Raw genomic sequence first — 22,648 nt, forward strand, 5'->3', positions numbered from 1 at the left:
TACCTTTTGAGCCGCATTTTGAGAAATACGGCTCATTTTTTGAGCCGTATTTGCTAAAATACGGCTCATGGCATCAGAAACCCCGTTCTCCCAACCGTCCTATGTGTGGCAACAGCCAGGCTGGCCGGCGCTGGTGTTTGATGCAAGCGCTCTGGAGCACGAGTTGAACCAGGCGCGCCTGGAGCAAGGCCGCTTGCTGGGACAGATGCAAGCCATAGGCCTGGCGGATGCGCAGGAGATCACCCGTGAGCTGTGGGTCCAGGAGGCCATGGCCACGGCGGCCATTGAAGGCGAAAAGCTGAACCTGGACGCGGTGCGGTCTTCTGTCTGTCGCCGGCTGGGCCTGGCGGACTTGCCCACGCATGACCGCCATGTGGATGGCTTGATAGAGCTGATGCAGGACGCAACGGATGGCTACCAGTCCGTGCTGGACGAAGACCGTTTGTGCCGCTGGCAAGCAGCCCTGTTCCCCACAGGCACGTCAGGCCTGCGAAGAATCGCCGTGGGGCGCTACCGCGACCATGCGGACGAGATGCAGATCGTCAGCGGCCCGCTGGGCCGGGAAGTGGTGCACTACACCGCGCCGGCGTCCGGCAATGTCGCGGCGCAAATGCAGTTGTTCCTGTCATGGTTTGAAGAGACGCGCCCCGCGCAACGCACGGCGGCCCAGCCCGCCGCCCCTTCCATCAACGGCATCGCCCGCGCCGCCGTCGCGCACCTGTGGTTCGAGTCGATACACCCCTTTGAAGACGGCAACGGCCGCGTCGGCCGGGCCATCGTGGACATGGCGATCGCGCAGGACATCGGCTCATCCGCGCGCCTGTTCGGGCTCTCGAGGCAGATGTTCGAGTCAAGGGAGGCGTACTACGACGCACTGAACCAGGCGCAACGGGGCGGCCTGGACGTCACGCCCTGGGTTCAATGGTTTGTGCGCGCCTTCACGGCCTGCTGCATCAGGTCGCAAGCCGTGGTGACACAGGCGCTGCAAAAAACGGCGTTCCGCCTGCGCGCCTCCGGTTTTTCACCGAACGAACGGCAGAGCAAGGTGCTGGCTCGCCTGCTGGAGGCCGGCGACGGCGGCTTCCTGGGCGGTATGACGGCCGACAAGTACAGCAAGATCACGGGCACGTCCAAAGCGACGGCCACCCGCGACCTTACGGAGTTGCTGCAACAGGGCTTGCTCACGGTGATAGGCGTCGGCAAGGCAACGCGCTACGCCGTCAATGTGGAAGGCTGGAACCGGGGCGACGCGCCGGGCTGATCAGTTTTATTTTTCGCTGTCCAGGTGCGCCATCTGCTCAGCCGCATACCGCGTACCGGCCACAGCGTCGGCCGGTAGCGCGGCCTCAATGCGCTGCAGATCTGCGGCGCCCAGCGTGAGCTTCAGCGCACCCAGGGATTCATCGAGCTGTTTCAACGTGCGTGAGCCGACCAGCGCCACCATGTCCACGCCCAGCGCCTTGCCGCGCGCCAGCACCCAGGCGATCGCCACCTGCGAGGCGGTCGCGCCCAGGCCGGCGGCGAGTTGCTGCAGCACCTCGACGAGCTGCTGGTTTTTGGCGGCGTTGTCGCCGGTAAAGCGCGGCAGGTGGGCGCGGTAATCACCGGGGCCCGTGGGCTTGGAGCCTGAGAGCAGGCCGCGTGAGAGCACGCCGTAAGCCGTGATGCCTATGCCCAGCTGCTTGAGCACGGGAAAGATGTCGGCTTCGGGGCCGCGGCTGAGCAGCGAGTATTCGATCTGCAGATCCGCAATCGGGTGCACGGCGTGGGCTTTCCTGATCGTGTCGACGCCGACTTCGCTGAGGCCGATGTGGCGCACAAAACCGGCTTTGACCATGTCGGCGATGGCACCAATCGTGTCTTCAATCGGCACGTTGGGGTCGAGACGCGCGATGCGGTAGATGTCGATGTGGTCGGTGCCCAGGCGTTGCAGGCTGTAGGCCAGGAAGTTCTTGACGGCGGCGGGCCGGCCGTCCATGCCTGTCCAGCCGGCGCTGGGGTCGCGCAAGGCGCCGAACTTGACGGAGACCAGCGCCTGGTCGCGCCGGCCTTTGAGAGCCCGTCCAATCAACATTTCGTTGTGGCCCATGCCGTAGAAGTCACCGGTGTCAATGAGGTTGACGCCGGCGTCCAGCGCGGCGTGGATGGTGGCGATGCTTTGCGCCTCGTCGCTGGCGCCGTACATGCCGGACATGCCCATGGCGCCCAAGCCAATGGCCGAGACGGATTGCGGGCCGCGAAAGCCCAGGCGGGTGGAAGAGAGGATGGCGGTCATGGGGAGCCTTTCGGTGAATTCGGAGTCAGTGCATGAATGGGTCGGTAAGAGGACTGTATTGGTTCCGATTAAAAGAATAAACTGCCATATTTCAAAATAACTGTTACCAATTTCAAGAACAACAAGGCAAAAGGCATAGCCATGAGCGTTGACCGCTACAAAGCGATGGAAGTGTTTAACCGCGTGGTGGAACTGGGCAGCTTTACCGCGGCGGCCACCGCCTTGCACATGCCCAAGGCCCGCGTGACCACGACAGTGCAGGAACTGGAGGCCCACCTGGGCGTGCGCCTGCTGAACCGCACGACGCGGCGGCTCAGCCTGACGGACGACGGCGCGCTCTACCACCAGCGCGCGCTGGCGATGGTGCAGGACATGGGCGAACTCGAAGGCACGCTGCGCCGCGCGGTCGCCACGCCGGCCGGGCGGCTGCGGGTGGACGTGCCGGCGGCCGTGGGCCGCCATGTGATCTCGCCGGCGTTGCCGGGGTTTTTTAAACGCTACCCCGACATGGTGCTGGAGCTGGGCAGCACCGACAGGCCGGTGGACCTGGTGGCCGAGGGCGTGGACTGCGTGCTGCGCGGCGGCCTGGTGCATGACGAGAGCCTGGTGGCGCGGCCCCTGGGACGGCTCAAGGTGGTGACCTGCGCCGCGCCCTCCTACCTGGCGCAGTACGGCACGCCGCAAACCCTGGAAGACCTGGAGCAGCACCGCTTCGCCAACTTCCATTCGGCCAAGACGGGCCGCGTGTTCCCGTTTGATTTCGCCAAAGGCGGCGAGGCGCGGCAGGTGCACCGCCCGCACTGGGTCAGCTGCAACGACGCCGACAGCCACATGAGCGCGGTGCTGGCTGGCATGGGCCTGGCGCAGCAGCCGCTGACGCGGCGCACCTGCGCTTTGCTGGAAAGCGGCGCGCTGGTGCGCGTGCTGCCGGACTGGACGGTGGACGAGTTGCCCGTGGTGGTGCTCTACCCGCGCAACCGCCACCTGACGGCCAAGGTGCGCGCATTTGCCGACTGGGTGGCCGAGGTGTTCGCGGTGGAGTTCGCGGCGGGGGCGAAGTTCTAGCCCTGACGGGTTTTCGCGCGCGGTCAGCGCGGCTTCAACGCCCCGGCTGCTGCTGGCCCCAGACCACCGTGCCGTTGACGGCGTAGACCGCGCAGGTGATCTTCTTTTGCGCGCAACCGGCGAGCTGCTCGTTGAGCCCCGCCAGGCTGGTGACGGTGCCGAAGTGGCCGTCGCCGGTGATCATGAACGCGCGCGGCAGCGACTGCAGCAAAAACTGTTTGTAGGCCATCTGCAGGGCGGCCGGATCGCTTCCGCCGCCTATCACCGGCAGCGCGGCTTCGTTGCCCAGCTCGGCGTGGCCGGAGAGCATGGGCTCCCCGTTCGCTCCCATGAGCAGGCCGAGCTTTTGCAGGCCCTCGCGCCACTGCGCGAGTTCGGCGTCGATGCGTTGGGGCAAGCCCATGACCAGCTGCGCGGGGTAGGCAAAGCCCAGGTTCTGGCCGCCGGGCGAGACATTGATGGTGACGCCCATAAGGCGCGCCTGTGCATCGAACAGGCCGCCGCCGCTGGAGCCTGAGGAGATGGAGGCCGAGGTCTGGATGGTGGGCAGCGTGCTGGTGGCGTTGGCGCGCAAGGCCGACACCAGGCCTTCGGACAGCGTGAGCTCCAGCCCGTGCGGACTGCCGATGGCATAGGCCCGGGCGCCTACGCGCACGCCGTCCATGGGTGCGATGGCGACGGTGGCGAGCGCGGCGGCTGCTTCGGTTTGCAGCACGCACAGGTCATGCTCGGGCACGGGGTCGCGCAGGATGCGGATGACTTTGACCTCGCGCTGCCGCTGCACGAGCTGCACGGTGATGGCCTTGCCGACCACGTGGCAGGCGGTGACCAGCAGGTTGGGTGCAATCGCGACGGCGCTGCCGACGGAGAACTGGCCGTTGCCGAGGTCGGACTTGACCGTCCACACGGCGGGCGCGGCGCGCTCGAAAATCTCTTCAGCATCCAGGGCCAGCGCCGGAGCCGCGCCGCAGGCCGCCGTGAGCGCCATTGCAGCATGCAATAGATGGGCGGGACGGCGCATAAGCTGTGTCATATCCCAGTCTAGGACCGCGCCGGCGCCGGCGGGTGTAGGCTGGCGCGCCGAGATGCGGGGCCAGACCGCTCAACGCGTCCCTGCGGCCAGCAGTACAAACCCGCCCGCCAGCGCGAGGTTCTTGAAGAAATGCAGGACCTGGTTGCGCAGCTCTTGCGGTGTGGCGGCCCAGAAATGATGGGCGACAAAGGCGTCGACCAGCAGGAAAGCTGCAGCCGCCAGCGCGAACCACCGCACCTGCCAGCCGAAGGCGAGTGCGAGGCCGGCAAGGACTTCAACAGCGCCTATGGCGGCGGCCGTGTAGTTGCGCTGCTTTGCGGAGTCGAGGAAGTGGGAAGCGCCTGGGCCTATGAAGGCCAGGGCCATCAGCGCGCGCGCCAGGGCCAGGATGAGGGTCGGGTTCATGGTGGGCTGTCTGATGAGGATGGGATCTGGAGTTACTCCCTCTCCCTCTGGGAGAGGGAGTAAGACGCGGCCCCTCAAACCGCGCGGCGCACCACCGGCTTGAGCATGTCGGCGATGCCTATGCGCTGCGCGAACTCCTCGCGCACGCGCTCGGCCACCACGGTGACTTCGCCGGCGCCGTCGTCGATGAAGTCGGTCACCGAACGGAAGGGCCGGGTGCCGGCGGGCAGGCCGACGATGCGGGTGATGTCGTCGGCCACGGCCTGGGGGTCGGCGTGGGCGGGGCTCAGGGCCGAGAGGCGTTCGCCGACCTGGTCCATCACGCCGTCGTAACGCGCATAAGCGGCGGCAAGGGCCGCGTCGGCCGGTTTGCCGGCGCTGGGGAAGTGGTCCGTGCCTTGGGTGAAGGCGCCGGGCACGACGATGGAGGTTTCGATGCCGAAGCGCGCGAGCTCATACGACAGGGTGACGGCCATCGAATCCATGGCGGCCTTGGCGGCGGCGTAGGGGCCGAGGAAAGGAGGGAAGCCGCCGCGCACCGTGCTGCTGCTGACCCACAGCAGCAGGCCGGCTTCGGCCCGGCGCATGGCCGGCAGCACGGCGCGGTTCACGCGCTGGCTGCCCAGGAAGTTGGTGTCCAGCACCTTGATGATTTCTTCGGGCGTGTAGGCCTCGGCGGGGCCGACCACCAGGTGGCCGGCGTTGTGCACGACCACGTCGAGCCGGCCCTGTTCAGCCAGGATGCGGGCCACGGCGGCGTCGGCCGAGGGCTGCGACAGCACGTCGAGTTCGACGGCGCGCAGGTCCAGGCCGTTCGCAAAACTCCAGTCGCGCAGTTCGCGCACCTTGGGCGCGTTGCGGCCTTCGATGTCGCGCATGCTGGCATACACGGTGTGGCCGGCCTGGGCCAGCGAGCGGGCGCTGAGGCGGCCTATGCCGGTGGCAGCGCCGGTAACGAGGATGACGGATTTCATGGTGTGTGTCTTTCTGGAAAGGGTTTGAAGCTTGGAAAATGTTTTGTTGAACTGGCGAAAGGCGCGCGCTTAAACCACTCCGCCATTCGCACGGAGCGTTTGGCCATTCACCCAGGCCGAGTCTTCGCTCACGAGGAAGGCAACGGCGCTCGCGATGTCTTCCGGCGTGCCCAGGCGCTCCAGCGGCGCCATTTTTGACATGCGCTCCACCGTCTCGGGCGTCTTGCCGTTGAGGAACAGCGCGGTGGCCGTGGGGCCGGGGGCGATGGCGTTGACGCGGATGTTCTTGCCGCGCAGCTCCTTGGCCATGATGTTGGTGAAGGTCTCGACCGCGCTCTTGGTGGCGCCGTAGACCGCGTAGCCGGGCAGGGCCAGGCCGATCACGCTGGTCGAGAAGTTGACGATGCGCCCGCCTTGCTGCAGGCGCGTTGCGGCTTCGCGCAGGGTGTTGAAAGTGCCCTTGACGTTGACGGCGAACAGGCGGTCGAAGGTCTCGTCGTCGGTGTCGGCCAGCGCGGGCAGGCTGGGCGGCATGATGCCGGCGTTGTTGATGAGCACGTCGACGCGGCCGAAGGCCTGGAGGCTGTCGTCGAACAGCTGCTTGACGGCGGCGGCGCTGGCCACGTCGGCCTGCGCGGCAATGGCTTTGCCGCCGGCAGCGGTGATGGACTGCACCACGGCCTGGGCTTCGCCGGCCTGGCCGGCGTAGTTGACGACGACGGCGTAGCCTTCTTTCGCCAGGCGCCGGGCGACTGCCGCGCCTATGCCGCGCGAGGCGCCGGTGACGATGGCGACCTGGGTCACTGGCCTGGATGGGATGGATGCGGAAGCGGTCATTTGGAACTCCTGTGGTGATAGGTGGGTTTGCTCTGACTGCCCTTGCCGCTTTGCTTTGTTTGTTGGAGCGATCTGGTGAGCCAGTGACGTTATTGTTCTATTCAACCAGCACGCGATAAATACCCTAAACTTGTAATCACTGTTCAATGAACACCAACAATGAGGCGGCACCCAAATGGATAGGTTTCACTCGATGCAGCTGTTCACGCGCATCGTCGAACTGGGCAGTTTTACGAAGGCAGCCGATGACCTGGGCCTGCCGCGCGCCACGGTCACGCACGCCGTGCAGCAGCTCGAAAAGCGCCTGGGCGCGCGGCTTTTGCACCGCACGACGCGCCACGTCAGCCCCACGCAGGACGGCGCGGCGTATTACGAGCGTTGCCTGCGCCTGTTGACCGACCTGGAAGAAGCCGAATCGGCCTTCGTGAACGCGGGCAGCAAGCCGCGCGGCAAGCTGCGGGTGGATTTGCACGGCACGCTGGCCAAACACTTTTTGCTGCCGGTGATTGGGCAGTTCTTCGAGCGCTACCCCGACATCGAGCTGGAGATCGGCATGGGCGACCGGCTGGTGGACCTGGTGCGCGAGGGTATTGACTGCGTGCTGCGGGTGGGCGAGCTGGCCGAGTCCAGCATGGTGGGACGGCGCGTGGCTTTGCTGGAACAGGTGACCTGCGCCAGCCGCGAATACCTGGACAAACACGGCACGCCCGGCACGGTGGACGCGCTGCGCGGCCATCGCGCGGTGAATTTTTTATCCAGCCGCACGGGCAAGGCGCTGCCCTTTGACTTCATCGTGGACGGCGCGCCGCGCCAGGTGCAGCTCAAGGGTTCGGTGTCGGTAACGGACGCCGACGCCTACAAGGTCTGTTGCGCCGCGCACCTGGGTTTTATCCAGGTGCCGCGCTACCACCTGGCCGGGCAACTGGAGGCCGGAACGCTGGTGGAAGTGCTGGCGGCCTTCAAGCCCGCGCCCATGCCGGTGTCGGTGCTGTACCCGCACCACCGCCAGCTCTCGCCGCGGGTGCGCGTGTTCGTAGACTGGGTGGCGGACGTGATGGGGCGAGCGGCCTGACGATGTTTTCGTAACGCCGAACACCACCCCCGTTCGGGCTGAGCTTGTCGAAGCCCTTCGACAGGCTCAGGGCGAACGGTAGCGCGGATTGGCCTAAGGAGCGGGACGTGCCGCGCCGGCCAGCGGCAATGCATACGCCCGCACATAGTCACCGGCCTTCGTGCCCAGCGATCCATGCCCGCCGGCCACCACGACGACAAACTGCCGGCCGTCGGCGACGGCGTAGCTCATGGGTGTGGCCTGGCCGCCTGCCGGCAGGCGCGCCTTCCAGATTTCGTCGCCGTTGTTGACGTCGTAGGCGCGCACATAGTTGTCGAGCGTGCCGGAGAGGAAGGCCACGCCGCCGGCCGTGGCGAGCGGGCCGCCCAGGCTGGGCACACCCATTCGGAAGGGAAGGGGCAGGGGCGAGAGGTCGCGCACGGTGCCGTTCTTGTGCTGCCAGGCGACGGTGCCGGTGGTGAGGTCGGCGCCGGCCACGTAGCCCCAGGGCGGCGCCTGGCAGGGAATGCCCAGCGGCGACAGAAAGGCGCTGAGCTTGACGGCAAAGGGCGCGCCGAAATTCTCATTGAGCGAAGGCAGGCTGCCTTCGGGCCGTTGCTTGCCCTGCACCATCAGCGCCGTATCGTCGGGCCGGGGCACCAGCTTCGAAACAAACGCCAGGTAGGTCGGCGTGGTGAAGGCCATCTGGCGTACCGGGTCGACGGCCACGCCGCCCCAGTTGAAGACGCCGAAGTTGCCGGGGTACACCAGCGTGCCCTGTGTGGACGGCGGCGTGAAGCGGCCCTCGTAGCGCAGGCGCTGGAAGGCGACGCGGCAATACAGCTGGTCGAACATGGTGGCGCCCCACATGTCGCGTCCCGTCAGCGGCGGCGGGTTGAAGGACAGCGCCGATTTGGGCTGCGTGGGCGCGCTGCGGTCGCCCTGCGCGGCACCTTGCGGTGCGGGCACTTCGCTCACAGGCAGCAGCGGCGTGCCGGTGCGGCGGTCCAGCACAAAAATCTCGCCCTGCTTGGTGGGTTGCACCAGGGCGGGCACACGCGTGCCGTTGATGGTCAGGTCCAGCAGGCTGGGCTGGGCCGGCACGTCGTAGTCCCAGAGGTCGTGGTGCACGGTCTGGAAATTCCAGCGCACCTTGCCGGTGGCCAGGTCCAGCGCGACGACGGAGGACGAATAGGTTTCGACCGCCGCGCTGCGATTGCCGCCCCACTGGTCGGGCGGCTGGTTGCCCAGGGGCACGTAGACCATGCCCAGCGCTTCGTCGACGCTGGAGATGGACCAGCTGTTGGGCGAGTTGGGCGTGTAGCTTTCACCGGCGGCCAGCGGCGCGCTGCTGTCGGGCCGGCCGGAATCCCAGGCCCAGACCAGCCCGCCGGTGTTGATGTCGAAGGCGCGTATGACGCCGGACTGTTCCTTGGTGGACACGTTGTCGAGCACGGTGCCGCCCACGATGATGAGCCGCGAGGTCACGACCACGGGAGAGGTCGAGTAATAGGCGCCCGGTTTGAGGTTGGGCATGCCGGCCCAGAGGTCTATCTGCCCCTTGCCGCCGCCGAAGGCCGCGCAGGGTTTGCCGGTGTCGGGGCTGAGCGCGATGACGCGGCCGTCGGCCGTGGGCATGAAGAGCTTGGCCGGGCAGGTGCCGTCAGGCGTGGGCGCGGGCGGCGGCACGGTGGCCGGCGCCTGGTAGGACAGGCCGCGGCAGGTCAAATGCTGCAGCGCGAGCTGGCCCTGGATCTCGGGGTTGTAGCGCCAGATCTCGGCGCCGGTGGTGGCGTCGAGCGCAATCACCGACTGGTGCGGCGTGCAGAAGAACAGCCGGTTGCCGACCTTGAGCGGCGTGACCTCGAAGGTGGTTTCCTGCGGGTCGCCGGGGCGGCCGCGCATGTCGCCGGTGCGGTATTCCCAGGCCACCTCCAGGCTCTTGACGTTGGCCGGCGTGATCTGCGCCAGCGGCGAGTAACGCTGGCCCTGGCCGGTGCGGCCGTAGGCGTGCCATTCATCGGGCGGCACGCCGTCGCCCGGCGCCGCGGCGGCAGCGCCCATAGGCGCCAGGGGCTGCAGGCCCACCAGGCGGTTGTCGTCGTGAAAGCCGGCCACGACGGCGGCGACAAGGAAGGCACCCAGCGTCGCGCCCAGCGCCCAGCGGCCGCCGCGCGCGCCGAGGAATCCCTCGTGGCCGGGGGAATTGATGGGCCAGGTGCGGCCGACCCAGTGCGTCATCAGGAACAGCCCGAGGAGAACCACCACGCCGCCGCGCGCCGCCAGCGGCCACCAGTCCAGCCCAGCCTCCCAGAGCGCCCAGGCCAGCGTGCCGCCCACCACCAGGGCGAAGGCCCACAGCCCGGACGGGCTGCGGCGCGCCAGCAGCACGCCCGTCAGCACAAAGCCCAGGCCCGCGATCAGGTAGTAAGAAGAGCCGCCCAGCACCACCAGCCAGAAGCCGGCCAGCAGCAAGGGCACGCCGAGCACCAGCAGTACCAGGCCCGTGACCCAGGCCGTGCGGCGTTCGAGAGGGTTGACAGGCTCAACGGCAAGCTTGTCGGGGGCGGTGGGGTAAGACGGCATTGTTGTTCTTTATGTTGTGTGAACGGCGGCTCAGCCACAGGCACCGCACGCAGGCTTGAGGGGTTGGAAAAACGCAGCGGCTGAACGGCCAATCTAGCCCGCGCGCGCCCTGCTGGACGTCAGCCCGGGACTGAGATGGCTGTAGGAGCGCGTAGGCGGCAGGCCGGCGCCGGTCGGCAAATGCCTTGTGTCCGCCAGCGGACAGACCCGCGCGCCGAATGCGCGCCTGCTGGGAGGTAACGGCATGCGCCATCGTGGAGTCCTGCGGAGTGGCATGGCGGCCAACCCAAGGAGAACACGATGAAAGCACTTGTCTACGGCGGACCGGGCCTGAAGGCCCTGGAAGAACGCCCCAAGCCGGAAATCCAGGCGCCCGGCGACGCGGTCGTGAGGATCACCCGAACCACGATTTGCGGCACCGACCTGCACATCCTCAAAGGCGATGTCCCGACCTGCGCGCCCGGGCGCATCCTGGGCCATGAAGGCGTGGGCGTGATCGAGGCGGTGGGCGCGGGCGTGACGGCCTTTCGTCCGGGCGACCGGGTGCTGATCTCCTGCATCTCGTCCTGCGGCAAGTGCGAGTACTGCCGCCTGAGCATGTATTCGCACTGCACCACGGGCGGCTGGATCCTGGGCAACCAGATCGACGGCACACAGGCCGAGTACGTGCGCACGCCGCATGCCGACACCAGCCTGTACCCGATCCCGGCCGGCGCCGACGAAGAGGCGCTGGTGATGCTCAGCGACATCCTGCCCACGGGGTTTGAGTGCGGCGTACTCAACGGCAAGGTGGCGCCGGGCTCCAGCGTGGCCATCGTGGGCTCGGGGCCCATAGGCCTGGCGGCGCTGCTGACGGCGCAGTTCTACACGCCGGCCCGCATCATCATGGTGGACCTGGACCCGCACCGGCTGGCCGTGGCCAGACGCTTCGGCGCCAGCGACGTCGTGAACAGCAAGAACGGCGACGCCGCGAAGCAGGTGATGGCGCTGACGGACGGGCGCGGCGTGGACACGGCGATCGAGGCGGTGGGGATTCCCGCGACCTTCGAGCTGTGCGAGGACATCATCGCGCCGGGCGGCACCATCGCCAACGTGGGCGTGCACGGCACCAAGGTGGACCTGCACCTGGAAAAGCTCTGGTCGCACAACATCACCATCACGACCGGGCTGGTGGACACGCTGTCGATTCCCATGCTGCTCAAGACCGTGCAGTCCAAAGGCATAGACGCGGCGCGGCTGATCACCCACCGCTTCAAGCTGGACGACATCCTGCAGGCCTATGAGACCTTCAGCCAGGCGTCCGACACACAGGCGCTGAAGGTGATCATCGAGGCGTGAGTCGGCTGCTTATGCGTTGATGCGGAGCCTGGGCAGTAAGACTTCATCATTCATAAAACCTGAATGCCTAAACCATTTTGATGATCTTCCAGAAAGAGATGCTGAAGCCTACATTGGAGGCTCTTCTCGGCTCACTTCCATCATCAACTTCGTTTTAAGGACATCGCCATGACCACCGCTTCTTCTGAATCTTCCGACGCTTCCGATCTGCTCGCCACCCGCCGCAGCCTTCTTGCCAGCGCCGCCACCCTGGGCGCAGCGACCGCCGGCCTGCTGGCCGCCGCCACGCCCGCCCTGGCCGCCGCGCCCGTCGGCAATGAAGGCCGGGTGCCCGGCTTCACGGCGCGCAACGCCAGCGTGAACGGCACGACCATCCATTACCGCGTGGGCGGCAAGGGCCCGGCCGTGGTGCTGCTGCACGGCTATGCCGAAACCAGCCATATGTGGAATCCGCTGATGCCGCTGCTGGCCAAAACCCACACGGTCATCGTGCCGGACCTGCGCGGCGCCGGCGGATCGGCCAGGCCCGAAGGCGGCTACGACAAGAAGAACATGGCCGTCGACGTCCACGAACTCGTGAAGTCGCTGGGCATCAACAACGTGGCCATCGTGGGCCACGACATCGGCCTGATGGTGGCCTATGCCTACGCCGCGCAGTTCCCCACCGAGACCAGCCGCGTGGTGCTGATGGACGCCTTCCTGCCCGGCATCGGCGACTGGACCCATGTGTGGCTGCTGCGCGACCTGTGGCACTTCCATTTCCACGGCAAGACGCCGCTGGCACTCGTCAAAGGCCGCGAGCGCACTTACTTCGAACACTTCTGGAACGACTTCGCGGCCGACGCCAAACACTCGCTGCCCGAAGCCGACAGGCGCATTTACGCCACGGCCTATGCGCAGGAGGGCGGCATGCGCGCGGGCTTTGAGTATTTCAAGAACTTCGAAAAAGACGCGGCCGACTTCGCCGCGCTGGGCGCCACCAAGCTGACCATGCCCATGCTGGTGCTCTCGGGCGAAAAAGCCGGCGGCACCTTCCTGATCGACCAGGGCAAGCTGGTGGCCAATGACGTCAAGGGCGTGGTCGTGAAAGGATCAGGCCACTGGCTGATGGAAGAGGCGCCCGACCAGGTGATTCCCGAATTGCTGCAGTTTTTGAACTGAGCTTCTTCGCCCGGACCAGGGCGGGCATGGGGCGGATTCCTACACGCTGCGCCGGAAATGCCCGGCGCAGCGCACGGGCAGTGGGGGTGATCTTGGGAGGTCGGCAGTGCCTTGGCTCAGGGCGCTGCATTCCCCAACCATCTTCAAGGAGTTCCCTCATGGCATTCAAAACCCAACCCACCCCTCGCAGCTGTGGCCTGGCACTGGCCGCAGTAGCGGCTCTTACCCTTTCCGCCGCTCCCTCCGTCTGGGCCCAAAGCACCGCGCCAGCACCCGCCACCACCAAGGCCCAAGACGCGTCCAAATTGGAGCGCGGCGACCGCAAGATGATGGAAGACCTGGCGCAGGGCAATATGGCTGAAATCGACGCCGGCAAGATGGCGCTGGAGAAATCGCAGAACGCGGAAGTCAAAAAATTCGCGCAGCAGATGGTGGACGAGCACGGCTCGGCTCTCGCCGACGTGCAGGCCCTGGCTCGGGCCAAGAACGTCACGCTGCCGGACGGCCCCGGCGCCATGGCCAAGACCAAGGCCACCGCGCTGAAGGCGCTGTCGGGCAACCTGTTCGACAAGGAATACGCCAAGCGCGCTGCCGTGGGCGACCATGAAAGCACGCTGAAGCTGCTGCAGAAGATCCAGAAGGACGGCAAGGACAGCGACCTCAAGGCGCTGGCCGCCAAGATGCAGCCGACGGTGGAGCACCACCTGATGATGGCCAGACAGCTCGCCCCGGCCAAGTCGTGACGCGCTGAGCACGCGGCTTATTTGCGGCGCCGGCTGCTTGCTTTCGCCGGCGCGAGTTCGTGCGGCTCCAGGAAAAACCGCGTGTTGCCCACCAGCCGCTCCACGGCCAGGTCGATGAAGGCGCGCGAGCGCGCCGGTTGCGCGTTGCGGCTGCCGTAGTAGACGTGCAGGCCCAGGTGCTCGGTGACGTGCTGCGTGAGCAGCGGCACCAGCAGGCCGGCGCGCACCAGCGGCGCGGCAGTCACGCCTATCAGCTGGCCCACGGCCTGGCCGGCGACGACGGCGCGGGCTTCCAGGTCCACGTCATTGGTCAGGAAGGAGGAGGCGATGGAGCGGCCCACGACTTCGTCGCCGACCTTGAATTCCCAGGGCATGGCCTTGCCGGTTCCGGCGTGGCGAAAACCGGTGCAGCGGTGGTTTGCGAGTTCCTCGATGGTTCTCGGCGCGCCGTGCTGAGCGATGTAGGCGGGCGAAGCGCAGACGATGAGCTGCAGCGGCACGATGCGCCGCGAGATGACGCCGCCCTCGGGCGGCGGGCCGGCGCGAAAGCCGACGTCGACGCGGTCCTCGACCCAGTTGCCGACGCGGTCGTCCATATGGATGTCAGGGTCGACCTGCGGATGGCGGCGGCAATATTCTTCGAGCACCGGCCACAGCACGTCCAGCATGATGGAACGCGGCGCAACGATGCGCAGCGGCCCGGCGATTTCTTCGCGGCCGCGGCGCGCGCCGTGCAGGGCGCGCTGCAGGGTGGCCAGGCCGGGCTGCGCGGCTTCCAGGAACTGCACGCCCTCTTCGGTCAGGCTCAGGCTGCGTGTGGTGCGGTGGAAGAGGCGCACACCCAGGTGACGCTCCAGCTGCACCAGCGCCTGGCTGGCGGCCTGCGGCGTGATGGCCTGGGCGGCGGCGGCCTGGCGCAGGCTGCCGAGTTCGGCCGCCTTGACGAAGGTGGCGATGGCGCGCAATTCATTCAATGCCATGGCGTGTTCTCCCCTGAGGCGATGCGAATTATCACGATTTGCTTGATTATGAAGCCAGCGACTGCCAGCTATTCAGCACCCAATTGAAATCCTACATTGCAGGCCTCGGCAACTTTTTTTGAAGGACTTGACCATGAATGCAAAGACGGATTTCAAACGTGTCTGGATGATCACCGGCGCGGCGCGCGGCATAGGCGCGCGCATTGCCGAAGCGGCACTGGCGCAGGGCGACGCGGTGGTGGCGACCTCGCGTGACGCGGCTGCGGTGCAAAAACGCTTCACCGCCGGCGACGCGCTGCTGGCATTGCCGCTGGACGTGACCGACGAAGCCCAGGCCGCCACGGCGGTGCGGGCCGCGCTGGCGCGCTTCGGCCGCATCGACGTGCTGGTCAACAACGCGGGCTACGGACTGCTGGGCGCGGTGGAAGAAGCGACGGCCGACGAAGTGCGGCGCCTGTATGACACCAATGTGTTCGGCCTGCTCAACGTCACGCGTGCCGTGCTGCCGTCCATGCGCGAGCGCCGAAGCGGCCATGTGGTCAACATCTCGTCGCTGGGCGGCTACCAGTCGGGCCCGGGCTTCGGCGTGTACTGCTCGACCAAGTTCGCGGTGGAGGGGTTGACGGAAGCGCTGCACGCCGAACTCGCGCCGCTGGGCATCCACGTGACGGTGGTGGAGCCGGGCTACTTCCGCACCGACTTCCTGGACGGCAACTCGCTGTCGGTGTCGCCGCGCATACTGGACGACTATGCCGCGAGCGCCGGCCAGGTGCGCGCGGCCGCCGTGCAGATCAACCACAACCAGCCCGGCGACCCGCTGCGCCTGGCGCAGGCCATGCTCCGGCTGGTGGACTCCGCGACGCCGCCGCTGCGCCTGCCGCTGGGCAGCGACACGCTGCAGGTGATTGCGGACAAGCACGCCTTTGTGGAAGGCGAGTTGAAGGAATGGCGCGCGCTGGCCGCGTCGACGGACTTTCCCAAAGAAGCGCTGGCTGCCTGAGTTGCGGTGCTCAAATAAAAAGGGGCCTCATGCGAGGCCCTTTTTTTGGCATGGAACCGGTGACGAGGGTCGAAGATTCAGTGGGTAAATATCTTCACCCGTTCGGCCATGTCGCTCTTGATGTTGAGGGTCTCGCCGGGGTCGATTTCGGCATCGGAGGCAAAAAACTCCCACTTCGCGACGGCATCGCTCACCTGATCGATAGCATCCGGCATTTCCGCCAGAAGATCGAATCGCTCCGCCACCTCTCGCACATCCGCGCGGGTGATGCCGTCGAACTTCCTGTTGATAGCCATCTGGTGCTGCGCAACCCATTCGCTGCCCGCCCGATAGGCATGCGTGACGTCGTAGGCGGGCGCCAGCTCCCACTGCCCGCCTTCGCGCAAGAGGAAGGAGAAATTTTTCGTGTGGTCGTCGTTGTTGACGCCCAGCACATTGAGGACCATGCGCCGCAGGATCTGCGCCATCGCCGCGCGGCCAAGCCCCAGTGATTGCGCGGCCTGGAAAAGCTGCATGTAGCTGTGCGTCCCCACCTGCTTGTAGTCGAGGTGGGAGATGGCGCACAGCGTCTGCATGTGGTGCCGGCTGTTGCCCGCCCGGTCAAAGCGTTTTGTCATGAAGTGGGCGCGGCCGTTCTCGCGCAACAGCCGGCACTCCGACATGTCAACGCCCGCGGCCGTGGCCATCAGGTAGTAGGCGTACTCGATGCGCCCGTAACCCTTGGAAGGACCCAGCTGGCTGTCGGCGCCCATGCCGTCGAACTTGAGCAGCCAGGCATCAAACCCTTCGGGGATGTCGAACTGCCCGGTGCGAACTTCCTGCGTTGCCGGGTTCCATGCGATGGTGGCCTTGGCCCGCGCGCCACCGGCGGACGTGCCGACCTGGATGATCTGTTTGAGCGCCGTTTTGGCATGGTCATCGCCGTCGAAATCCCCGTGCACCGCCTTGCGCGCGGCGTCGACCAGCGTGGCCATTTCAATGGCCGTGGACTTCGAGGGAACAGGCCCGCGCATGGGGCCGAAAGTGAGCGCGCCCATGCCGCGCTTTCCCATGTAGGCCAGGCGGTCCAGCGCCGTTACCTTTTCTTTGCTGATGCCGCGCTCAGCCATCCACGCATCAATGAGCGCGTTGCCGAAGTCGTCGGGCAGGGCGTCGGCCAACAAGGCGGGCAGGCGCTTGAAGGTGTCCTCCGGCAGATCGGTAAAAAGAAAAGGCTCATCGGCCTGCTTGAGCGGCATCGCGACAGGGGCCAGCTCGACGCCGCCGCGTATCCACGCGGGATCGTATTGGAAAGCGTAGTAGTTCTTCGTCGGCTCCCGAGCCACGGCGCCCACGCGCTTGCCCCACGCCGAGACCTCGACGACATCGACTGCTTTATACGCGGCGGCCCTGCTTCGATTTTTCGTTGCCACGGCTATTCCTTATCCTGGAGAGCCTTCAAAGGCCCGCGGGTTTTGAAGGCGCGTTTGCGGGGCTCGCGCTGCTTGAGCATGTCCAGGGGGTTGATCGTCACGGGAGGCTGAAGCGTCTGGAGCCAGCTTGCTCTATTGAGGGCCTTCAGAACAGACACAAAGGATGCAAGCGTCGAACCCTCTCCGCTTTCCAGCCGCCGCACCGCATTGATGGACAGCCCGGTCTTCCTGGCCACATCGTCCAGCGTGAGGTTGATGCGCAGGCGCTGCGCGCGCAGTTGCTCGCCCAGTTCGACCATTAGCTCCTCAGTGATAGGCTCTTGCCTCATAAGATTCCATTTTAGGATACTTATGAGAATTTAACGCCATAAAACTTCATCAATGGATATTTATGATAAATACATGAGTGCCTGGAAACACTTTTATATATATATCCAAAAATGGATATTTGTAGCTTTATCTGATATCAACTATCCGATTTGGGATAATTATGATGGTAGTGCGAAACCGCCTCATTGTCTTTTATCCGCGTAAATCTGCGTCATCTGCGGATGAATCTCTTGATCCGCAGATGACGCAGATTGAAAACAAGACGGTTTACTCAAGACGTCACCGCGTCGTCTCATGACGGGCTTTGTTGCGCCGGGTGTCGCTGTGATCAAGCCGCGCAGGCCGCGTATTTCTTCACCGGCCACATGCGCACCACCAGGGCGGCCACGCCGGCGAGGGCGGACATCACACACACACCTTGCCAGCCAGCCTGTGCCAGCACCACGCTGCCCAGCCAGGCGCCGCTGGCCATGCCGGTGAACATGCCGATGAAGAGCACGGCGTTGAGGCGGCTGCGCGCGGCGGGCTCAATGCTGTAAATGATGGTCTGGTGCGCGATCAGCGTGGCCTGTGCGCCCAGGTCGAAGACCACGGCGCCCACGGCGATCAGCCACAGTTGGTTGGGGCCGAAAGCCATGGCGATGAAGGCGGCGGCCACCAGCGCCGCGCCCAGGCGCGTGACGATCTCGGGGCCGCGGCTGTCGGCGATGCGGCCGGCCAGCGGCGCTGCGAGGGCGCCTGCCGCGCCGGCCAGGCCGAAAGCGCCGGCCGCGGTGCTGCCCAGCTTGAAGGGTTCGCCGTGCAGCATGATGGCCAGCGTGCACCAGAAGGCGCTGAAGCCTATGCTGATCAGGCCTTGGGCCATCGCCGCGCGGCGCAGCGCGCCGTGTTGCTTCCACAGCGTGGCGAGCGAACCCAGCAGCGCCAGGTAAGGCAGCGGCGTGGTGGGCACAAAACGCGGCAGGCGGCGCCACACGGCCACGCCCAGCAACGCGATGCTGAGGGCCGCTGCCACGAACATGCTGCGCCAGCCGAACTGGTCGGCCACCACGCCGGCCACCACACGCGACAGCAGGATGCCCAGCAGCAGGCCGGTCATCACGGTGCCCACGGTTTTGCCGCGCCGGGCTTCGGGCGCGAGCGTGGCGGCGGCGGGCACGATGTCTTGCGCGAGGGTGGCGGCCAGGCCGATGGCAATGCCGGCCAGCGCGAGCACCGTGACCGAGGGCGCGGCGGCGGCCAGCAGCAGTGCCAGCACGAGGGCAGCCGCCTTGCCGAGGATGATGCTGCGGCGGTCATAACGGTCGCCCAGCGGCGCGAGCAGGCCGATCCCGAGCGCATAGCCGAGCATGGTCAGCGTGGGCACCAGGCCGATGGCGGCCGGTGTGGCCTTGAACTCGGCGGCCAGCAGGGCCAGCATGGGCTGGGCGTAATAGAGCGCGGCAACCGACAGGCCGGCGCCGGTGGCGAGCAGCAGAATCAGGGAAAACGGCAGGCCCGGGGTGGCGTGGTCATGCGTAGTGGTAGTGGAAGTCATGGTGAAAGTCCTGGTTTAAGGCAGGATGCGAGTATGCGGGCTGGGTTTTGCGCCGGGAAGGCGGCTATTGGGCACAATGGTCATACGTCAAGCGCATAGACAAGGATGCCCACCATGAAGACCGCCCCGGACCGGATAGAGCTGATGCAGACTTTTGTCCGCATCGTGGAGGCGGGCAGCCTGTCGGCCGCCGCCGCGCAGATGAATGCCACGCAGCCCACCGTCAGCCGGCGCCTGCAGGCGCTGGAGCGCTCGCTGGGCCTGAAGCTGCTGCAGCGCTCCACCCATGCGATGAAGCTGACCGAGGACGGCGAGCGCTGCTTTGCCGGCGCCAAGGAATTGCTGGGCAATTGGGACGCCTTTGAAGCCGACCTGCGCGGCACCCAGGAAGTGCCCGAAGGCACGCTGCGCGTGGTGGTGCCGCACGCGCTGGGCCAGCAGCGGCTGGTCGGGCCGCTGATCGATTACCTCAAGCGCCATGAACGCGTCTCGGTGGAATGGCTGCTGCACGACGGCACGCCGGACTTCATCGCCCACGGCATCGACTGCGCGGTGCACGTGGGCGTGGTGGAAGACGCCTCGCTGGTGGCGGTGAAGATCGCGGAGATCCGCCGCATCGTGGTGGCCGCGCCTTCGCTGATGCAGGGCAGGCCGCTGCCGCTGCAGCCGCACGAACTGCAGGCGCTGCCCTGGCTGGCGCTGCAGACCTTCTACCGCAACGAGGTGACGCTGATCCACCATGAAGGCGGCGAGCAGCGCTTCGCGATACGGCCGCGCCTGGGCACCGACAGCCTGTTCGCGCTGCGCAACGCCACCCTGCTCGGCCTGGGCGTGAGCATCGCCTCGACCTGGCTGGTGGGCGACGACGTGGCGCAGGGCCGGTTGCTGCACCTGGCGCCCCAGTGGTGCGCCGCGCCGCTGCCGGTCTGGCTGATCTATCCCTATTCGAGTTTTTACCCGGCCAAGCTGCGCCGCTTTGTGGAGGCGCTGCGCGAAGGGCTGCCCACGGGCATGGGATTGCCGCCGCGCTAGATAAGCGAGCGGCCTACTTTCCGCTCAGGCCTTTTTCGACCATGTCCAGCAGGTGCTGGCCGATCTGCTGCATCTGCGGGCCGATCAGCGGGCCCAGCGGGCCGGCGATGACCAGCATGGCCAGGCCGTGCACCGCCGACCAGGCGAGGAATTCGGCGCCGGGGCGGCGCTCGGGCGGCAGCACGCCGGCCGCCACGAGCTTGTCGAGCGCGGCGCCCAGCAGCTCGAACGGGTCCAGCCCGCTCTGGCCCTTGCGCTCCGGGTCGGCCGGTGCGCCCTGGGCTCTTCGCTGCAGGTCGTCCGAGGGGCCGAAGGCCGTGCGGAAAAGTCCTGTTTCAGCCTGGGCAAAACGTAAATAGCCGGCGCCCACCGCGCGCACGTTGGCGCGGGCGAATTCGGCTGGCGGCAGGTCCTGCGGCAGCGCGGCAAGCTCGGCCTCCATGGCGCGCGCCACGGCCGCCAGCGCGGCGGAGCGCACCGCGTAGAGCAAGGCCTGGCGGTTGTCGAAATGGCGGTAGGCGGCGTTGGGCGCCACACCGGCGCGGCGCGTGGCTTCGCGCAGCACCACGGCCTCGGGCCCGCCCGCGCGGGCCAGCTCCACGCCGGCTTCCAGCAGGGCGCGCCGCAGGTCGCCGTGGCGGTAGGTGCTGCGCGGTGGCGGGATCGACGGGATCGGCGGGATGGGCGGAGAAGAAGGCACGCTGGACATCGCTTGTTACGTATTTATGTGGACAGCGTTCATTGTCTTTGCTATTCTTTTGTGGACGGTGTACACAATACTGCTGATTGGGCCACCGCGCAAGCCTCCTGAAAGGCCTACGACAGGGCCTGAAGAAGCCCCGCCCATTCAATTCAACCCTCAAGGAGCAACCGATGACGACCAAGATGTTTGTGAACCTGCCCGTGAAAGACCTGGGCAAGTCGGTGAAGTTCTTCACCGCGCTGGGCTTCCAGTTCAACCCGCAATTCACCGACGAGAACGCCACCTGCATGATCGTGAGCGAGGAAAGCTTCGTGATGCTGCTGGTCGACAACTACTTCAAGACCTTCACGCCCAAGCCGGTCAGCGACGCGCGCAAGAACACCGAGGTGCTGATCTGCCTCTCATGCGACAGCCGCAAGCAGGTGGACGACATGGTGAGCAAAGCGGTCGCCGGCGGCGCTACCACGCATACCCCGGCGAAAGACCTCGGCTTTATGTACCAGCACGGCTTTGAAGACCTGGATGGCCACCTCTGGGAAGTCGCCTACATGAACATGGAAGCCTTCGCCGCGCAGGCGGGCTGACGCGCCGGCGCGGCCACGCAGGGAAACCGCCATGAACACGCCTATCGCCACCCTGGTGCGCCGGTATTTTTCGGCGTACGAAACACAGGACCGGCAGGTCCTTGAAGACCTGCTGGACGACAGCTTCACCTTCAGCAGCCCGCTGGACGACCGCATCAGCCGGGCCGCCTACTTCGCGCGCTGCTGGCCCAACAGCCGCACGCTGCGCCGCTTCACGGTGGAAAAAATTTTTGAACAGGGCGGCGAGGCCTTCATACGCTACGAGGCCGAGAGCACCACGGGCAAAAAATTCCGCAACACCGAGTGGTGGCGCCTTGAAGGCGGCAAGCTCGTCGAGGTGCAGGTCTACTTCGGCCGCGACACGCGGCCGGCCATGCCTGTTCCAACCCGCTCATCCGCCGCGCGCATGGCCGACTGGCCCGCCACCGCCGCACTGTTTCCGCGCTGACCCTCCCATCCCAAGCTTTTTCAACCCAAGGAGTTCCCCATGCTGGTCCAGTCTTATCTTTTCTTCAACGGCCGCTGCGAAGAGGCCCTCAATTTCTACCGCAAGGCGCTGGGCGCCGAAGTCACGATGATGATGCGCTTCAAGGAAAACCCGGAGCCCATGGGCGACGGCTGCGGCCCCGGCGGCGTCCCGATTCCGGGCGAGAACATCATGCACGCCAGCTTCAGGATCGGCGAGACCGACGTGATGGCTTCCGACGGCATGGGCGGCGGCAAGCCGGAGTTCAAGGGCTTTTCGCTGTCGCTCACCGCGGCCAGCGACGCCGAGGCCAAACGCCTTTTCGACGCGCTGGCCGACGGCGGCAAGGTGGAAATGCCCCTGACGAAAACCTTTTACGCCTCGTCCTTCGGCATGGTGGCCGACCGCTTCGGCGTGTCGTGGATGGTGATCAAGCCGCTGCCCATGCCCTGAGGCGGCGGACACGCAAAAAAGGCCGGCGAACGCCTGGCGCTCGCCGGCCCGTGTCCGAGGCCTCAAGGCCTCAAGGCTCAGGGCTTGGCGGGAACGATCACGACCGTGTCGCCGGTCTGGCCCGTCTGGCCGGTGCGTCCGGTATTGCCGGTGGCACCGGTCGCGCCCGTAGCGCCGGTTGCGCCTTCATAGCCGGTGGAGCCGGTTGCGCCGGTCGCACCCGTGGCGCCGGTCGGGCCGGGAATGCCTACGCCAGCGCCCGTGGCGCCTTTTGCGCCGTCAGTGCCGGTGGCACCGGTGGCGCCCGCGGGACCGGCGGGGCCGGGCACCGTGACAACAGCCGCGGGCGGCGCGACAACCGTGCGTTCACAGGCGCTCAGGGCCAGCGTGCCGGCAAGTACGGCTAAAAGCAGGGGGTATTTCATAGGGGATCCTTTGGAGAAGATTCGCACGGAAGACGTGCGCCAACAGTTCGTTCCTGCCTCGACCGTGAACTGTTTTTTTTACGGATCATGTGCATGAAACCGATACCAGCCACAACGCTTTTGCCGCAGCACAAGCAACCGGAAGCCGTGAACGGCCGCTGGATGCCTGGCTGCCTTGAAAGAACGATGGCTGATGCAGACAACAGGATGAGTGATCAAGTTAGCTGGCGGCGGCCTCGCAAGCTGTAGGACGGCCCC

The 22,648-nt window shown here is 66.4% G+C and carries 23 protein-coding genes; 11 read left to right on the top strand and 12 right to left on the bottom strand.

Features of this window, described 5'->3' with window-relative positions:
- The first annotated feature begins 67 nt into the window (after window positions 1-67).
- A complete protein-coding gene (locus tag ACLV74_RS18690) occupies window positions 68-1,261 on the top strand; it encodes a Fic family protein (RefSeq protein WP_411880912.1) in 1,194 nt (397 codons plus the stop codon).
- Between the two features lie 6 nt (window positions 1,262-1,267).
- Here the strand turns inward: ACLV74_RS18690 and ACLV74_RS18695 are convergent, their stop codons facing one another.
- Complete coding sequence (locus ACLV74_RS18695) at window positions 1,268-2,275, bottom strand: aldo/keto reductase (protein ID WP_411880913.1); 1,008 nt, start codon at window positions 2,273-2,275, stop codon at window positions 1,268-1,270.
- Window positions 2,276-2,416: 141 nt separating this feature from the next.
- Here ACLV74_RS18695 and ACLV74_RS18700 point away from each other — a divergent pair, with 141 nt between their 5' ends.
- Window positions 2,417-3,340, top strand: coding sequence for a LysR family transcriptional regulator (locus ACLV74_RS18700; RefSeq protein WP_411880914.1), 924 nt, complete (start codon window positions 2,417-2,419; stop codon window positions 3,338-3,340).
- A 34-nt stretch (window positions 3,341-3,374) separates the two neighbouring features.
- On the opposite strand, the gene ACLV74_RS18705 is transcribed toward ACLV74_RS18700, so the two are convergent.
- From ACLV74_RS18705 to ACLV74_RS18720, 4 genes are all read right to left on the bottom strand, one after another.
- Entirely contained in the window at window positions 3,375-4,373 is a 999-nt protein-coding gene (locus tag ACLV74_RS18705; RefSeq protein ID WP_411880915.1) for a trypsin-like peptidase domain-containing protein, read from the bottom strand.
- Between the two features lie 69 nt (window positions 4,374-4,442).
- Entirely contained in the window at window positions 4,443-4,778 is a 336-nt protein-coding gene (locus ACLV74_RS18710) for a DoxX family membrane protein (protein ID WP_411880916.1), read from the bottom strand.
- A gap of 74 nt (window positions 4,779-4,852) precedes the next feature.
- A complete protein-coding gene (locus ACLV74_RS18715) occupies window positions 4,853-5,752 on the bottom strand; it encodes an SDR family oxidoreductase (RefSeq protein WP_411880917.1) in 900 nt (299 codons plus the stop codon).
- A 69-nt stretch (window positions 5,753-5,821) separates the two neighbouring features.
- Window positions 5,822-6,589 carry a glucose 1-dehydrogenase gene (locus tag ACLV74_RS18720; RefSeq protein WP_411880918.1) on the bottom strand — a complete coding sequence of 256 codons (768 nt, stop codon included), beginning with the start codon at window positions 6,587-6,589 and terminating at the stop codon, window positions 5,822-5,824.
- A 175-nt stretch (window positions 6,590-6,764) separates the two neighbouring features.
- On the opposite strand from ACLV74_RS18720, the gene ACLV74_RS18725 reads away from it, so the two are divergent.
- Window positions 6,765-7,661, top strand: coding sequence for a LysR substrate-binding domain-containing protein (locus ACLV74_RS18725; protein ID WP_411880919.1), 897 nt, complete (start codon window positions 6,765-6,767; stop codon window positions 7,659-7,661).
- Window positions 7,662-7,754: 93 nt separating this feature from the next.
- On the opposite strand, the gene ACLV74_RS18730 is transcribed toward ACLV74_RS18725, so the two are convergent.
- Window positions 7,755-10,226, bottom strand: coding sequence for a glucose/quinate/shikimate family membrane-bound PQQ-dependent dehydrogenase (locus tag ACLV74_RS18730; protein ID WP_411880920.1), 2,472 nt, complete (start codon window positions 10,224-10,226; stop codon window positions 7,755-7,757).
- A gap of 300 nt (window positions 10,227-10,526) precedes the next feature.
- On the opposite strand from ACLV74_RS18730, the gene ACLV74_RS18735 reads away from it, so the two are divergent.
- The 3 genes from ACLV74_RS18735 to ACLV74_RS18745 all read left to right on the top strand — a co-directional run bounded on the left by ACLV74_RS18735 (window position 10,527) and on the right by ACLV74_RS18745 (window position 13,468).
- Complete coding sequence (locus ACLV74_RS18735) at window positions 10,527-11,564, top strand: zinc-dependent alcohol dehydrogenase family protein (RefSeq protein WP_411880921.1); 1,038 nt, start codon at window positions 10,527-10,529, stop codon at window positions 11,562-11,564.
- Window positions 11,565-11,732: 168 nt separating this feature from the next.
- Complete coding sequence (locus ACLV74_RS18740) at window positions 11,733-12,725, top strand: alpha/beta fold hydrolase (protein ID WP_411880922.1); 993 nt, start codon at window positions 11,733-11,735, stop codon at window positions 12,723-12,725.
- Between the two features lie 158 nt (window positions 12,726-12,883).
- Window positions 12,884-13,468 (top strand): DUF4142 domain-containing protein, encoded by a 585-nt coding sequence (locus tag ACLV74_RS18745; RefSeq protein WP_411880923.1) that lies wholly within the window; start codon window positions 12,884-12,886, stop codon window positions 13,466-13,468.
- A gap of 17 nt (window positions 13,469-13,485) precedes the next feature.
- Here the strand turns inward: ACLV74_RS18745 and ACLV74_RS18750 are convergent, their stop codons facing one another.
- Entirely contained in the window at window positions 13,486-14,448 is a 963-nt protein-coding gene (locus ACLV74_RS18750; RefSeq protein ID WP_411880924.1) for a LysR family transcriptional regulator, read from the bottom strand.
- Window positions 14,449-14,581: 133 nt separating this feature from the next.
- On the opposite strand from ACLV74_RS18750, the gene ACLV74_RS18755 reads away from it, so the two are divergent.
- Entirely contained in the window at window positions 14,582-15,448 is an 867-nt protein-coding gene (locus ACLV74_RS18755; RefSeq protein WP_411880925.1) for an oxidoreductase, read from the top strand.
- Window positions 15,449-15,525: 77 nt separating this feature from the next.
- Here ACLV74_RS18755 and ACLV74_RS18760 read toward each other — a convergent pair whose 3' ends face one another.
- The 3 genes from ACLV74_RS18760 to ACLV74_RS18770 form a co-directional block, all read right to left on the bottom strand.
- Complete coding sequence (locus ACLV74_RS18760) at window positions 15,526-16,860, bottom strand: type II toxin-antitoxin system HipA family toxin (protein ID WP_411880926.1); 1,335 nt, start codon at window positions 16,858-16,860, stop codon at window positions 15,526-15,528.
- Between the two features lie 2 nt (window positions 16,861-16,862).
- Window positions 16,863-17,159 carry a helix-turn-helix domain-containing protein gene (locus ACLV74_RS18765; protein WP_411880927.1) on the bottom strand — a complete coding sequence of 99 codons (297 nt, stop codon included), beginning with the start codon at window positions 17,157-17,159 and terminating at the stop codon, window positions 16,863-16,865.
- Between the two features lie 359 nt (window positions 17,160-17,518).
- Window positions 17,519-18,727, bottom strand: a complete 1,209-nt coding sequence (locus ACLV74_RS18770; RefSeq protein ID WP_411880928.1) for an MFS transporter — start codon at window positions 18,725-18,727, stop codon at window positions 17,519-17,521.
- 114 nt (window positions 18,728-18,841) lie between these two features.
- Between ACLV74_RS18770 and ACLV74_RS18775 the strand changes: the two genes are divergently transcribed.
- Entirely contained in the window at window positions 18,842-19,759 is a 918-nt protein-coding gene (locus tag ACLV74_RS18775; protein WP_411880929.1) for a LysR family transcriptional regulator, read from the top strand.
- Window positions 19,760-19,772: 13 nt separating this feature from the next.
- Here the strand turns inward: ACLV74_RS18775 and ACLV74_RS18780 are convergent, their stop codons facing one another.
- Window positions 19,773-20,468, bottom strand: coding sequence for a TetR/AcrR family transcriptional regulator (locus tag ACLV74_RS18780; RefSeq protein ID WP_411880930.1), 696 nt, complete (start codon window positions 20,466-20,468; stop codon window positions 19,773-19,775).
- Between the two features lie 164 nt (window positions 20,469-20,632).
- Here ACLV74_RS18780 and ACLV74_RS18785 point away from each other — a divergent pair, with 164 nt between their 5' ends.
- Genes ACLV74_RS18785 through yjdN form a run of 3 tightly spaced genes read left to right on the top strand, consistent with a single transcriptional unit; the run spans window position 20,633 to window position 21,965 of the window.
- The gene (locus tag ACLV74_RS18785; RefSeq protein ID WP_411880931.1) at window positions 20,633-21,046 is read left to right on the top strand and encodes a VOC family protein; all 414 of its coding nucleotides are present in this window, start codon (window positions 20,633-20,635) and stop codon (window positions 21,044-21,046) included.
- A gap of 31 nt (window positions 21,047-21,077) precedes the next feature.
- Window positions 21,078-21,494, top strand: coding sequence for a nuclear transport factor 2 family protein (locus ACLV74_RS18790; protein WP_411880932.1), 417 nt, complete (start codon window positions 21,078-21,080; stop codon window positions 21,492-21,494).
- A 39-nt stretch (window positions 21,495-21,533) separates the two neighbouring features.
- Window positions 21,534-21,965 (top strand): VOC family metalloprotein YjdN, encoded by a 432-nt coding sequence (yjdN, locus tag ACLV74_RS18795; RefSeq protein ID WP_411880933.1) that lies wholly within the window; start codon window positions 21,534-21,536, stop codon window positions 21,963-21,965.
- 77 nt (window positions 21,966-22,042) lie between these two features.
- On the opposite strand, the gene ACLV74_RS18800 is transcribed toward yjdN, so the two are convergent.
- Window positions 22,043-22,390 (bottom strand): collagen-like protein, encoded by a 348-nt coding sequence (locus ACLV74_RS18800; protein ID WP_411880934.1) that lies wholly within the window; start codon window positions 22,388-22,390, stop codon window positions 22,043-22,045.
- Between the last annotated feature and the right edge of the window lie 258 nt (window positions 22,391-22,648).

Source organism: Polaromonas sp. YR568 (assembly GCF_943369415.1).
Taxonomy (GTDB): Bacteria; Pseudomonadota; Gammaproteobacteria; order Burkholderiales; family Burkholderiaceae_C; genus Polaromonas.